Source organism: Pseudomonas sp. Root562 (genome assembly GCF_001427125.1).
In the GTDB taxonomy this organism is placed as follows: Bacteria; Pseudomonadota; Gammaproteobacteria; order Pseudomonadales; family Pseudomonadaceae; genus Aquipseudomonas.
This window is the reverse complement of sequence record NZ_LMGK01000002.1, coordinates 166,113-178,884: the sequence shown is the minus strand read 5'-3', so window position 1 is coordinate 178,884 and position 12,772 is coordinate 166,113. Positions and strand designations below refer to the sequence as shown.

The window sequence follows — 12,772 nt, the reverse complement described above, 5'->3', positions numbered from 1 at the left end:
AAACCTTCGCTGACAGTACCTGCTCCATCGCCAGCCCTGACAACTCAACCTTTGGATCAGCAAACAAAAAGCCCCGCCATTCTCATGGCGGGGCTTTTGTTTTTCAGCGCTCGGTCACTCAGACCATCGGGTCGCCAACGTGCAGGATCTTCATGCCGTTGGTGCCACCGGTGGTGTGGTAGCTGTCGCCCTTGGTCAGGATGACCCAGTCGCCTTTTTCCACGACGCCGCGTTTGACCAGCTCGTCGATCGCCTTCTGGCTGACTTCGTTCGGTGCCAGCGAAGCCGGATCGAACGGGATGGTGTACACGCCACGGAACATCGCCGCGCGGGCCTGGGCTTCGCGGTGCGGGGTGAACGCGTAGATCGGCACCGAGGAACGGATGCGCGACATGATCAGCGGGGTATAACCACTTTCGGTCAATGCGATGATCGCCTTCACGCCCGGGAAGTGGTTGGCGGTGTACATGGTCGCCAGCGCAATGCTTTCGTCGCAGCGGGTGAATTCCTTGCCGATGCGGTGGCTGGAGGTTTTGCTGGTCGGATGCTTTTCAGCGCCGACACAGATGCGTGCCATCGCTTGTACCGCTTCGAGCGGATACAGGCCGGCAGCACTTTCAGCCGACAACATTACGGCGTCGGTGTAGTCCAGCACGGCGTTGGCTACGTCGGACACTTCGGCGCGGGTCGGCATCGGGTTCTGGATCATCGACTCCATCATCTGGGTCGCGACGATCACGGCCTTGTTGTGGCGGCGTGCGTGCAGAATGATTTTCTTCTGAATGCCCACCAGCTCGGCGTCGCCGATTTCCACACCCAGGTCACCACGGGCCACCATCACGGCGTCGGATGCCTTGATCAGGCCATCGAGGGTTTCGTCGTCGGCCACGGCTTCGGCGCGTTCGATCTTCGCCACCAGCCAGGCGGTGCCGCCAGCTTCGTCGCGCAGTTGACGGGCGTATTCCATGTCGGCGGCGTCACGCGGGAAGGACACCGCGAGGTAGTCGACTTGCATTTCCGCAGCGAGCTTGATGTCAGCCTTGTCTTTTTCCGTCAGGGCCGGGGCAGTCAGGCCGCCACCGCGACGGTTGATGCCTTTGTGATCGGACAGCGGGCCGCCGATGGTCACGGTGCAGTTCAGTTCGGTGGCCGTGGCGGTATCGACGCGCATCACCACGCGACCGTCATCGAGCAGCAGCTCGTCGCCCACGCCACAGTCCTTGACCAGGTCCGGGTAGTCGATGCCGACCACTTGCTGGTTGCCTTCGGTAAGAGGATGGCTGGTGGAGAAGGTGAATTGATCACCGATCTTCAGCTCGATCTTCTTGTTGGCGAATTTGGCGATACGGATTTTCGGGCCTTGCAGGTCACCCAGCAGGGCGACGAAGCGACCGTGCTTGGCTGCCAGGTCACGCACCAGCTTGGCGCGAGCCTTATGCTCGTCGGGGGTGCCGTGGGAGAAGTTCAGACGGGCGACGTCCAGGCCAGCCAGAATCAGCTGTTCGAGAACTTCCGGCGAGTTACTGGCCGGGCCAAGGGTAGCGACGATTTTGGTACGACGGACGGACATGCAAAGACTCCTGAGTTCAAGCGCTGGGTGAGGCTACTATGCTGCGAAGTTGTAGTCATTGTTCGTTTGCACTACTTATCGCTTTCTTTATTGAACCGGACAACTTTGCGCCTGGCAGCCTGAAGATTTCCGCTCACGGGTCGATACAGCGTTCAAGACAGGAGATCCCCCCATGCGATTCGTGCTCATTGCCGCCCTTGCCATCAGTGTCCTCAGTGTCACGGGCTGCACCCGTTTCTCGATGAACCATCATTTGAATCTTGCCTACAGTGCCTATGAGCGGGGCAATTGCGAGCAAGTCATGCTCGAATTGTCCAAAGTCGAGCGCGCCAGCCGGGCGCGGCCTTATGTATGGCCGGAAGTGTCGATGATGCGCGGCCAGTGCCTGGAACGGCAAAAGATGTTTATCGATGCGGCCCAGACTTACCAATTCATCATCGCCTCGTATCCGCAAAGCGAATACGCCTATCGCGCCCGCGCCCGCCTGGAAACCTTGCAGAGCCTGGGCCATTACCCGACCCGCAGTGCCGCGGCAATACGCCCGACGCAGTTCTGATGCAGGTTGTCATTCAATAGCTGGCCGACCGGCGGTGGTGAGCTATAGTCGAATAGACCGGTTTAGAGCGTTCTCTCTAAACCATCGTGACACCTGTGATTGGCAGGAGTAAGCGATAGCGGTTTATTGACTGTCGCACCAGGATCGGGGAGAGCGGGCCGTCTTGCCACTTCAGTTCCACCGGCAGGTCCGTTCCGAAGCATTAGTGCGGCTCTGCTTAAGGGCCTTGCGTAGCGAATTCAGCATGTTTACTGACCGCCGGATCGAGCGGCATCAACTGCCGTATTTCCTGAAAGTGTTCAACAGCATTACGGACAAGCCCATCGGTTTTCTGGGCAATGTCTCCGAAGATGGACTGATGCTCATCAGTCAGTTGCCGATGATGATCGGTGCTGACTTTGAACTGCGCCTTAAAATCCCCGCCAGCGGCGGCATCCAGCAGGTCATTGACTTGCGGGCGTGTTGCTTGTGGTGCCACGAAGACGCGACGCCTCACCACTATGACGCCGGGTTCAGTCTGCAGCGGGCACCGCCTGAATATGGGCAACTGGTGGAGGCGTTAAGGCAGTATTTCAGTTTTCTGCCACTGCCGGCCTCGGCCTGATAAAGCAAAAGATCGCTGACGGCGGTCTTTTGCGCCTAAGTGCTGCCGCCACGCTTCCAGCTCAAATATTGCGTCACCAATTGCGTCCCCAATTGCCCCGGCCGTGTATCCAGCACTGGCACGCCATGAGCGCTCAACCGTTCGTGAAGTTCAGCCCGTGCATTCAAATAGTTCACCGTGCCGCAATAAGCCAGGGCTTCGGGCAAGGTCTGCACCGGTGTTTCGCGCAGGTTATCGAGCAGGTCTTCGCGCAAACTGGCGATCAGCACGCGATGCTGTTGGCCCAGGCGTTTGACGGCCGTTAGCAGCTCTTCATCGTCCTCATCGCGCAGATTGGTCAGCAGCACCACCAGCGCGCGGCGTTTTTGCCGCGCCAGCAATTGCGTGGCGGCGGCTTGATAGTCGGCACTGCGTTGGCTGCTGTTCAGGTCATACACGCTGTTGAGCAATGTGTTGAGTTGCCCGGTGCCTTTGACCGGTGCGAGGTAGCGCGGTGTGTCGCTGGCGAACGTACTGAGACCGACCGCATCACCCTGGCGCAATGCGACATAACTGAGCAGCAGGCAGGCGTTGAGCGCGTGATCGAAGTGCGACAACTCATCATCCTGACTGCGCATGCGGCGGCCGCAGTCGAGCATGAAGATGATTTGTTGGTCGCGCTCGTCCTGGTATTCCCGGGCAATCGGGGTGCGCTGCCGGGCGGTGGCTTTCCAGTCGATCTGGCGCAGGCTGTCGCCCTCGCGAAATTCGCGCAACTGATGAAACTCCAGACCCAGCCCCCGGCGTTGTCGCTGGCGCACGCCGAGTTGGCTCAGCCAGTTATCCACCGCCAACAGTTGACCGCCGTAGAGGCGGGCGAAGTCGGGATAGACACGGGTGTGATCGGTCAGCTTCAGCAGGCGTTTGTCTGACCACAGGCCCAGGGGGCCAGGCAGGTTGACTTCGCAGCGTTCGAAACTGAAGTGGCCGCGGCTGACCGGACGCAGACGATAAGCCATAACACTTTGCAGGCCGGGTTGCAGCGCCACCGCCAGTGGCAGGTTTTCGAAGCACAGGCCTGGCGGCACGTGGTCGAACAGGCGTATGTCCAGCGGTTGGGCGAAGTCGTGTTCGACCGTCAGTCGCACTTCGCTCCAGCGACCGAGTGCCAGGCTGCCGGGCATCTGTCGTGTGATCCGTGGGGAGGGCAGTCGCTTGAGGCGAATGGCATCGAGCAACGCCAGGGCCAGTAGCGCCAGCAGCAGGCCCCAGTTGATTCGCGACACAGATGCCGGCAACGCAACATCCAGCGCCTGCAACGCGCCCAGCACGATGCCGATGGCCAGCAGCACACCCAGCCATAGCAACAGCAGGCGACTTGGTTTCACAGGCGCGGCGCCGGAACTTGGTCGAGTAATTGTCGCAACACCTGATCGACCTCCAGACCCTCGATATCCAGCTCCGGGGCGATGCGCACGCGATGGCGCAGCACCGCCAGGGCACAACCTTTTATGTCATCCGGAATCACGAATTCGCCGCCGCGCAACAAGGCCCGCGCCCTGGCGCAGCGCACCAGGGCGATGGAAGCCCGAGGCCCGGCGCCAAGGGTCAGGCCCGGCCAGCTGCGGCTGGTGCGGGCCACGCGGACGGCGTAGTCGAGCACCTGGTCGTCCAGTGGCAAGTCGCTGGCGATGCGTTGCAGCGCCAGCACGTCCTTGGCTTGCAGCACCGTGCGCAGCGGTTGCACATCGAGCATGTCGGCGCGGGTCGAACGGCTGACCTGACGCACCATGTTCAACTCCTGTTCGGCGTCGGGGTAGTCCATGCGCACCTTGAGCATGAAGCGATCCAGCTCGGCTTCCGGTAACGGGTAAGTGCCTTCCTGTTCGATGGGGTTTTGCGTGGCAAGCACCATGAACGGTTGCGCGATCGGCAGGGCGCGGCCTTCAAGCGTGACTTGCCGCTCCTGCATGGCCTCAAGCAGTGCGGCCTGGGTTTTCGCCGGGGCACGATTGATCTCGTCGGCCAGCAGCAGGTTGGTGAACAGCGGCCCTTTGCGCAGTTTGAACTGCTCGGTCTGAAGGTCGTACACCGCATGCCCGGTGACGTCGCTGGGCATCAAGTCCGGGGTGAACTGAATGCGTGCAAATTCCCCACCGAAACAGCGTGCCAGCGCCCGCACCAGCAAGGTCTTGCCCAGCCCCGGCACGCCTTCGAGCAACACGTGCCCCCCGGCAATCAGCGCCGTGAGCACATCGTCAATAACGCTGTCCTGGCCGATCACGGCTTTTTGCAGTTCGACGCGTATCGCCTGAGCCAACTGGCTGGCGCGCTGTCGTTGTTGAGCGGCATGGCTGGGTGCGTCGGGCTCGATCGGTTCACTCATAACGCGTTCCTCAAGGTTTGCAGATGGGCGACCTGGCGGCTGAATTCTGCACTGGAAAGTCGCTGCTTCTTCCGTGGGCTCATGGCCTGGCTGATAGCACGTGTGGGCTGGCCGGTCAGGCGTGAGAGCAGCAGCCATTGTTCGGCAACGCCGAGTTGGTCATAGCCGGGATGGCGTCGTCGGACCCGGCGCAGAATGTCTTGTTGCAACGTTTGCAGCAGGCTCTGCTGGCCGTTGCGTCGCAACATGAAATCGGCACTGGCGCGCAGGTGCTCGAGCAATTGTCGGCGTGCTTTCGGTGTCGGCTCCTGCAATGGCCCGTGGCGCACACCGACATGCCAGAGCCCCAGGGCAATCAGCGCAAGCAAGGCAACCAGCGCTTGGGGGAAATAACGCAGCAACAACGTCCATAAACTGTCGTGATCGGTGTTGAACAACAGGGTCACATCGGTATCCGCGGTCAGGTACCACAACAACCAGGCGTTGTCGTACTGATCGATCGCCGGGGTTTTCCACAAGTCGGCGTCGGTCACCACAATGATCGAGCCGAGCCCGTGGTTGAGTTGCATCATGTGTGTGGCCTTGCCGCTGTTGGCCCAGGCCTGGGCGAGATTCTTCGGGTCTTCGAGATGGAAGGCCGTGTCGAAGCCGGCATACGCCGGGGCGTCTTCGTTTTCCAGGTAGAGCTTGGTCAGTTGCGGATAAGGATCTTTTTCGCCATCGGCCGGCGGCGGGTCCTTGAGGTCCTTGCTCAGGGACTGATGCAGTTGTACCCGGTCGAGCAACAAATCATTGCTTTGCCCGACCTTTTCATCCCACAGCGACTGGGCGACGAACAACAGGCGCCCTCCGGCACGGGTCCAGTTCATCAATTGATCAATCTGCCGTGGCGTCATGTTGTAGCGATCGCCCAGTAACAGCAGGCTGTGTTGATGCGGCTCCAGGCTCGGCAGAACGTCGAGGCTATTGGCATGGCCGACGACCAGGCCTTGTTTGCGCAGAAAGTGCTCGGCGGCCAGATAAGGATTGGCCTGTGCCTCGGGCGATGGACCATGATCGATTTCTGCCGGATAGGGCGTGGCCTTGAAATACAGATACACGCTCAGCGCGACCAGCAGCACCGCGACGACTATGCCGAACGTGATCAGCCACCCGCGCCGGTTCAATGCGCGGCTCCAGGGCCGAACAATGCTCGCCAGCCATCACACAATTCATGCTGCAAATGCGCGGCGGGCAAGCGATGCCCGTAAGCCATGTTCTGCCAATGCCCGGTCAGTTTTTTGCTGAAGGCCAACAACGCCGGTTGTTGCAGTTGTTCGATGCGTTCCAGCACCTGGCCTTCGGTGTCGGCAGCTTTCAGCGCGATGTCGTAATCGTGCAGCAGGTGGCTGAGGAGGGCGCGGTAGAGCAATCCCAGCGCTTCTCGGGGATGGCTCTGCCAGAGGTTTTCGGCACTGGTGGCGACGTCGGCGGGCAAGGTGTCACGGCCAAGATCCAGGCCGAACGCCTGTTGCGGTGTCGGTCGCGTGGTTTTTTTGCCAAGGCTCGGACGGCGACTGACAAACGCCTGCAACAGGTCGCGGTAATGCCAGATCAACAAGCCAATGGCGGCGGCCACGATGCCCCACAGCAAGGCTTCGATCAGCGTGGCCAGTGCGCCGAAACGCTGACTGTCAAACAACCCGAACAGTGCCTTCAACCAGGCTGGCGTGTTGTTGTCAGCCGGTGTTTCGGCACTGTCGATGTCGTCGCCAAAGCGATAACGGATCACCGTTTCCTTGTTCTTGAACGGCGGCTGCTCAAGGATCGCCTTGATGCTGTCGCGGGACGCCTGACTGGTCAGCGGTTGTTCCAGCAAGCGCGGACTGTCAGGCGTTGCCACCGCAGCGTCGGCCCAGGCATCGTGTCCAGTCGGGAGCAACAGGATCACTGCCAGCAAAACCGCGATGGCAGCGCCGTTCAAGCGCTGGCGCATACGGCGGAACACCAGTTCGATATCCCAGGCTTCCAATACAGTACGGCGGTTGAGGTAGAGGCTGAAGCCGCAAGCTACATAGATCGGTTCCCACACCACCAGCACCAGGGCGTAGAAGGCATTGGTCAGATGCTCCAGCCAGCGCCAGTCCTGGGTGGCGGCGGCGATCAGCGATTGCCAGCTCCAGTCGAGTGCGACCTGTTGCGGCAACAGCAGATAGAACAGCACCATCAGGCCGATCCACAGTGCAGTTTCCAAATGCACGCCAATCAGCGTCAGCCACCGTGCCGCACCGGCATCGCGCTGCAACAGCACATGAATGCGCTGCTGTCTCGCTTCGGCGCTCAGGCCTTCGAGTTGCACCACCGGTAACACAAAGCTGCGGCTCATACCAAAGCGTCGCCAGGTCAGGCTGGCCAGCAATTGCGGCTTGAGCAGCCGTGGCCATTGGCATAGGGCTTGTTTGAGGGTGGGTGTTTCGCCAAATATGGCTTTGGACAGGATGTACAGCGGCAGGCGTTCGAAAGCCGGCTTCAGCCACCAGAAAATGAACACGGCAAGGGATGGCGACTCCCACAGCAAGCCGCTCAGCAGGGCAAAAACCGGCAAGGTGATGATCGCCCAACTGATCATCAGCAGACGTCGATGGCGCTGGCTCAACAGCACGCCCAGGTCCATGGCTTCCCAGGTCGGGCGCGGGCGGATCACCACACTGGCGTCACTCAGTCGCATGGCGGACCCGTCCGGCAAACAGCAGATAAACCGTGACCGACAGCCAGAGCAGCGCGCCCACCAGGTATTTGGTCATGGGCGTTGCTGCCGTCATCGACGACCAATAGGCCTCGATGAACGCCGCAATCAGCAGGAACAGCATCACCCCGCAAATCAGCAACACGCTCTTGCGTGCCGCCAGGCGCAAGGCTTCCGAGCGGGGCAGGCGCCCCGGCGCAATCAATGCCCAGCCCAGTTGCAGGCCGGCCGCCCCGGCGAGGGCGATGGCGGTCAATTCGAAGGCGCCGTGGCCAATCACGAAGGACCAGAACGTTTGCCCGTAGCCGATGTGCGTCAGATGTCCGGCCACCGCGCCGATCATCAAGCCGTTGAAGAGCAGGAAGAACGCGCTGCCCAGGCCAAACAGCAAACCACTGGCGAAGGTCTGAAAGGCGATGCCGATGTTATGCATGATGTAGTAGCCGAACATCACCCAGTCTTCACTGGCCGCGCGTTCCGCCGAGCGCCCGAGATGACCGGCTTCGGGGTCGTACATGTTTTGCATTTCGCTGACCTGCTCGGCCGGGATCAGGTTGTAGATCAGGTCCGGGAACAGGTACACCAGCAGCGCAATGCCGATCAGGCTGCCGAAAAACAGCAGGCTGGCGGCAAGCACGAAGCGCCATTGCTCACGGACCAGGCGGGGGAATCCGGCGAGGATGAATGCCAGTACATTGGCCCCCAGGTGGCTGCGATGGCGATACAGTTGTTGGTGTCCGCGCAGGACCTGTTGTTGCAACGAATCGATCAGGAAACTGCTGTAGCCGCGCTCCCGAGCCAGTGCCAGATGTTGGCAGAGACGACGATAGTCAGCCGGGAAATCGCCGACTCCGTCGGCCTTCCTGTCCTGTTCCAGACGTTGCAGCGTGAGGGAAAACTGCTCCCATTCGGCCATGTGCCGATGTTCGAAAAGGCTTTGCTTCATGCCGGGCCCAACAAACCGCGAGCGATGCCGTTGAGTTCAGCCACGGCTTGTGGCGCTGGAACCTGCAACGGTTGCGCCAGGATCGCGGCGAGCTCATTGACCCTCGCAGGGGACAGTTCGGCCTGGCGTTCGGCGAATCCGAGGATGGCGCGTTGTTCGCTCAGGCTCAGGGTTATTGCCGGGCGGCGCGGTTGGGCTGGCGGTAGCTGGGGACGGGTGAGCGGCTGTTCACGGTAGATCACCAACGTGCCGGCCGCCACATCGCCGAGGCGTTTGAAGCCGGGATGCTGCAGGCAACTGATTGCCCCGAGGAAGTAGCCGAAAGGCAACAAATCGACAAACCGCAGCAAGTTGCGCAACAGCGACGCGGACCAGCCAATCGGTGTGCCATCGTCCTGCACCACGCGCACTCCCATCCATTGCTTGCCCGGTGAGCGGCCCTGGTTAAGGACCTCGAACAGCACCATGTACCACCAGCTCACGCCAAAGATCAGCAGCGAGCCCAGGCCGGCGCCGAGTTTTCCGAGCATCGCCAGGACAATGAACAGCACGCCGAGGATCACGCCGCGCAGTGCCAGGTCGATGGCGAACGCCAGCGCACGCACCATCAGCCCGGCGGGTCGCAGAGGCAAGTCGATGCCTTCAGGCGTTTCAACTTGATACCGCGTATCCAGTGGCGGGGACAGCGTCGCTTTCCTTGGCAGTGCTGTGGTCTCGAGCATGGGCAACCTGATGATGTGGCCTGATCGGGATTGTCTCGTTCCCCGATGCTAGCAGCCTCACTGGGGAAAACGACATAACTATGTATTGCGGTTTGAGTAACCAGGAGTGTTTGAATCACAAGATTACTGGCCGGGGCGGGACGTGAACGCCTAGACTTCGTCGATCTTCAGTTCGGGAAACGCCTGTGACCTCTATCTTCTGGTACGACTATGAAACGACGGGCATCAACCCCCGTTGCGACCGCCCCCTTCAAATGGCGGGGCTGCGTACTGACTTCGATCTCAATGAAATAGACGAGCCGGTCAATCTCTATTGCCAGCCCAGCGACGACATCCTGCCGCACCCGGCAGCCTGCGCGATCACCGGCATTACGCCTGGAAACCTGGCCATGCTGGGGTTGAGCGAAGCCGACTTCATGACCCGCGTGCACGCCCAGTTGGCTGCGCCGGGCACGTGTGGAGCCGGGTACAACACCTTGCGCTTCGACGACGAAATGACCCGCTACAGCCTGTACCGCAATTTTTTCGACCCGTACGCACGGGAGTGGCAGGGCGGCAACAGTCGCTGGGATTTGATCGATGTGGTGCGCGCAGCATATGCCTTGCGTCCCGACGGTATTGTCTGGCCAACAGACGATGAGGGGCGGGTGACGCTCAAGCTTGAGCGTCTGACCGCCGCCAACGGCATCGATCACGGCAATGCCCACGAAGCGCTGTCGGATGTACGCGCGACGATCGCTTTGGCGCGGTTGATCCGGGAAAAACAGCCGAAGCTCTATGAATGGCTGTTCAAGTTACGCAGCAAACAAAAGGTGCTGGACCAGATTCGCCTGTTGCAACCGATGGTACACATTTCCGGGCGCTTTTCAGCGGCACGCAACTTTGTGGGGGTGGTGTTACCGCTGGCCTGGCATCCACGCAACAAGAATGCGCTGATAGTCTGCGACCTGCATCTTGATCCCCAGGGTTTGCTCGATCTGGATTCCGACACGTTGCGTCAGCGCCTCTATACCCGCCGCGATGATCTGGCCGAGGGCGAGTTGCCGGTTCCGCTCAAGCTCATTCACATCAATAAATGCCCGGTAGTGGCGCCGTTGTCGGTACTTCGTCCTGAAGATCAGCAACGTCTTGGCCTGGATATGCCGCTGTATCAGCAGCGTACGGTGCGACTAAGTGACGCGCAGCAAGTCTGGCTGGATAAAGTTGCGGCAATTTATGCCCGTGAGGATTTTTCTGTCAGCCTGGACCCTGAACAACAGTTATACGATGGTTTTATCGGTGACCGTGATCGGCGTCTATGTGAACAAGTACGTTCTGCCGACCCGGCTCAATTAGCACAAGCTCAATGGCCTTTCGATGATGAACGTTTGCCTGAATTATTGTTTCGATATCGCGCACGCAACTTTCCGCAAACGCTGAATCTTGAAGAGCAAGAGCGCTGGAGACTATTTTGTCAGAAGCGCTTGTCGGACCCTGAGTGGGGCGCCCCCAATACCCTGGAAAGTTTCTCCGAGGCCGCAGCCCAAATGGCTGTTACTGCGACAGCGTTTCAGCAACAGGTACTCGGCGAATGGCAGCAACATGTTCTCGGGTTACGCTCACGTTTGAATCTTTGAAATCGAAAACACCCGGAGCCTGAACTCCAGGCATAAAAAAACGCCAGCGATTGGCTGGCGTTATTTTTTGTCGCAGACGGGGCTGGCGGCTTAGCCCAGCAGGGTAGCCCAGCCTTCAACCACGTCACCGCCCCACTTGGCTTTCCACTCTTTCAGAGTCTTGTGGTTGCCACCTTTGGTTTCGATGACTTCGCCGTTGTGCGGGTTTTTGTATTGTTTAACTTTGCGAGCACGCTTGGTGCCGGTAGTTTTCACAACGCCGCCACGTGGAGCCTTGGTTTTGGATTCCGGGTCCAGCAAAGCAATGATGTCACGCAGGGACTTGGAGTATTCGCCCATCAGGGTGCGCAGTTTGCCTTCAAATTCCAGCTCGGTTTGCAGTTTGTCGTCTTGGGACAGATTCTTCAAACGGGCTTGCAGCTCTTTGATAGCTTCTTCGGTGGCGCGATATTCGTTGATCAAGGACATGATTACTACCTTATGTGTGGCGCAGGATGGCAGGGGGACAGTGCCGCAATAATAGTCAGGGTGTTTCATCAAGTAAACATTAAAGCAGGTTTATTTAATTAAATTGTCCGCAATTCGCTGCACATTTTCGATGCAGTTAAATAGTTTGAAGCTCGGCTACAGATATTTACAAAGGAGTGCTTGTGGAAGGCTTACTGCACTGTCGTTTGACGAACGAGGTGCACGGGCAGGCCCAGCGTCGGTTGCCATCTGACAGCACGGCACGTCATCAATACTGCAGTTTTGCTGCGCAATCGCTAGAATGGCCGCCTTTGCGAAGTTCTGGAGTTTCCCCCCCATGCGCACTTTTCGGCTGGTGATTTCCTGCCCCGACCGCGTCGGCATCGTTGCTAAAGTCAGTAACTTTCTGGCGTCACATAACGGCTGGATCACTGAAGCGAGCCACCACTCGGACAATCTCAGTGGCTGGTTCTTCATGCGTCACGAGATTCGTGCCGACTCGCTGCCTTTCGGTATCGAAGCTTTGCGCGAAGCGTTTGCGCCGATTGCCGAAGAATTCTCGATGGACTGGCGTATCACCGATACCGCGCAAAAGAAACGCGTGGTACTGATGGCCAGCCGCGAATCCCACTGCCTCGCCGACCTGCTCCATCGCTGGCACAGCGATGAACTGGACTGCGAAATCGCTTGTGTGATTTCCAACCACGATGACTTGCGCAGCATGGTTGAGTGGCACGGCATTCCTTACTACCACGTGCCGGTCAACCCGCAGGACAAGGAGCCGGCTTTCGCCGAGGTTTCGCGTCTGGTGAAACATCACGATGCCGAAGTGGTGGTCCTTGCCCGTTACATGCAAATCCTGCCGCCCGAGTTGTGCAGTGAATATGCGCACAAGGTCATCAACATTCACCACAGCTTCCTGCCGTCGTTCGTCGGTGCCAAGCCGTATCACCAGGCTTCGATGCGCGGCGTGAAACTGATCGGCGCGACCTGCCACTACGTGACGGAAGAGCTGGACGCCGGCCCGATCATCGAGCAGGACGTGGTGCGTGTCAGCCACAGCGACAGCATTGAAGACATGGTGCGTTTCGGCCGTGACGTCGAGAAGATGGTACTGGCCCGCGGTCTGCGTTATCACCTGGAAGACCGGGTGTTGGTGCACGGCAATAAAACCGTCGTGTTCTGATTTACCGCACGACC

Annotated in this window: 12 protein-coding genes; 4 read left to right on the top strand and 8 right to left on the bottom strand. The window is 59.5% G+C overall.

Features of this window, described 5'->3' with window-relative positions; genetic code table 11:
* Window positions 1-118: 118 nt before the first annotated feature.
* Window positions 119-1,570: a pyruvate kinase gene (gene pyk / locus ASD60_RS03710; RefSeq protein WP_056852693.1), complete on the bottom strand. Its 1,452-nt coding sequence runs from the start codon at window positions 1,568-1,570 to the stop codon at window positions 119-121.
* A gap of 172 nt (window positions 1,571-1,742) precedes the next feature.
* On the opposite strand from pyk, the gene ASD60_RS03705 reads away from it, so the two are divergent.
* Entirely contained in the window at window positions 1,743-2,126 is a 384-nt protein-coding gene (locus ASD60_RS03705; RefSeq protein ID WP_056852692.1) for a tetratricopeptide repeat protein, read from the top strand.
* A 244-nt stretch (window positions 2,127-2,370) separates the two neighbouring features.
* Window positions 2,371-2,730: a PilZ domain-containing protein gene (locus ASD60_RS03700; protein ID WP_056852691.1), complete on the top strand. Its 360-nt coding sequence runs from the start codon at window positions 2,371-2,373 to the stop codon at window positions 2,728-2,730.
* A gap of 35 nt (window positions 2,731-2,765) precedes the next feature.
* Here ASD60_RS03700 and ASD60_RS03695 read toward each other — a convergent pair whose 3' ends face one another.
* The 6 genes from ASD60_RS03695 to ASD60_RS03670 are packed head-to-tail and all read right to left on the bottom strand — an operon-like array spanning window position 2,766 to window position 9,488.
* Entirely contained in the window at window positions 2,766-4,097 is a 1,332-nt protein-coding gene (locus ASD60_RS03695; RefSeq protein WP_056852690.1) for a DUF58 domain-containing protein, read from the bottom strand.
* On the bottom strand, window positions 4,094-5,095 hold the full coding sequence (locus ASD60_RS03690) for an AAA family ATPase (RefSeq protein ID WP_056852689.1): 1,002 nt from the start codon (window positions 5,093-5,095) through the stop codon (window positions 4,094-4,096). The genes ASD60_RS03695 and ASD60_RS03690 overlap by 4 nt, the downstream gene beginning before the upstream one ends.
* Window positions 5,092-6,261 (bottom strand): DUF4350 domain-containing protein, encoded by a 1,170-nt coding sequence (locus ASD60_RS03685; protein WP_056852688.1) that lies wholly within the window; start codon window positions 6,259-6,261, stop codon window positions 5,092-5,094. Before ASD60_RS03685 ends, ASD60_RS03690 begins: the two co-directional genes overlap by 4 nt.
* The gene (locus ASD60_RS03680; protein WP_056852687.1) at window positions 6,258-7,802 is read right to left on the bottom strand and encodes a DUF4129 domain-containing protein; all 1,545 of its coding nucleotides are present in this window, start codon (window positions 7,800-7,802) and stop codon (window positions 6,258-6,260) included. The genes ASD60_RS03685 and ASD60_RS03680 overlap by 4 nt, the downstream gene beginning before the upstream one ends.
* A complete protein-coding gene (locus ASD60_RS03675) occupies window positions 7,789-8,766 on the bottom strand; it encodes a stage II sporulation protein M (RefSeq protein ID WP_056852740.1) in 978 nt (325 codons plus the stop codon). Before ASD60_RS03675 ends, ASD60_RS03680 begins: the two co-directional genes overlap by 14 nt.
* The gene (locus ASD60_RS03670) at window positions 8,763-9,488 is read right to left on the bottom strand and encodes an RDD family protein (RefSeq protein ID WP_056852686.1); all 726 of its coding nucleotides are present in this window, start codon (window positions 9,486-9,488) and stop codon (window positions 8,763-8,765) included. Before ASD60_RS03670 ends, ASD60_RS03675 begins: the two co-directional genes overlap by 4 nt.
* A 185-nt stretch (window positions 9,489-9,673) precedes the next feature.
* Between ASD60_RS03670 and sbcB the strand changes: the two genes are divergently transcribed.
* Window positions 9,674-11,104 (top strand): exodeoxyribonuclease I, encoded by a 1,431-nt coding sequence (sbcB, locus tag ASD60_RS03665; protein ID WP_056852685.1) that lies wholly within the window; start codon window positions 9,674-9,676, stop codon window positions 11,102-11,104.
* 90 nt (window positions 11,105-11,194) lie between these two features.
* On the opposite strand, the gene mvaT is transcribed toward sbcB, so the two are convergent.
* Window positions 11,195-11,572 (bottom strand): histone-like nucleoid-structuring protein MvaT, encoded by a 378-nt coding sequence (gene mvaT / locus ASD60_RS03660; protein ID WP_056852684.1) that lies wholly within the window; start codon window positions 11,570-11,572, stop codon window positions 11,195-11,197.
* A 337-nt stretch (window positions 11,573-11,909) separates the two neighbouring features.
* On the opposite strand from mvaT, the gene purU reads away from it, so the two are divergent.
* On the top strand, window positions 11,910-12,758 hold the full coding sequence (gene purU, locus ASD60_RS03655) for a formyltetrahydrofolate deformylase (RefSeq protein ID WP_056852683.1): 849 nt from the start codon (window positions 11,910-11,912) through the stop codon (window positions 12,756-12,758).
* Window positions 12,759-12,772: the final 14 nt, after the last annotated feature.

What these genes read in the sequence shown, in the direction of transcription:
- pyk (WP_056852693.1), bottom strand. Translation starts at nt 1,570, where the DNA reads ATGTCCGTCCGTCGTACCAAAATCGTCGCTACCCTTGGCCCGGCCAGT.
- ASD60_RS03705 (WP_056852692.1), top strand. Translation starts at nt 1,743, where the DNA reads ATGCGATTCGTGCTCATTGCCGCCCTTGCCATCAGTGTCCTCAGTGTC.
- ASD60_RS03700 (WP_056852691.1), top strand. Translation starts at nt 2,371, where the DNA reads ATGTTTACTGACCGCCGGATCGAGCGGCATCAACTGCCGTATTTCCTG.
- ASD60_RS03690 (WP_056852689.1), bottom strand. Translation starts at nt 5,095, where the DNA reads ATGAGTGAACCGATCGAGCCCGACGCACCCAGCCATGCCGCTCAACAA.
- ASD60_RS03680 (WP_056852687.1), bottom strand. Translation starts at nt 7,802, where the DNA reads ATGCGACTGAGTGACGCCAGTGTGGTGATCCGCCCGCGCCCGACCTGG.
- ASD60_RS03675 (WP_056852740.1), bottom strand. Translation starts at nt 8,766, where the DNA reads ATGAAGCAAAGCCTTTTCGAACATCGGCACATGGCCGAATGGGAGCAG.
- ASD60_RS03670 (WP_056852686.1), bottom strand. Translation starts at nt 9,488, where the DNA reads ATGCTCGAGACCACAGCACTGCCAAGGAAAGCGACGCTGTCCCCGCCA.
- mvaT (WP_056852684.1), bottom strand. Translation starts at nt 11,572, where the DNA reads ATGTCCTTGATCAACGAATATCGCGCCACCGAAGAAGCTATCAAAGAG.
- purU (WP_056852683.1), top strand. Translation starts at nt 11,910, where the DNA reads ATGCGCACTTTTCGGCTGGTGATTTCCTGCCCCGACCGCGTCGGCATC.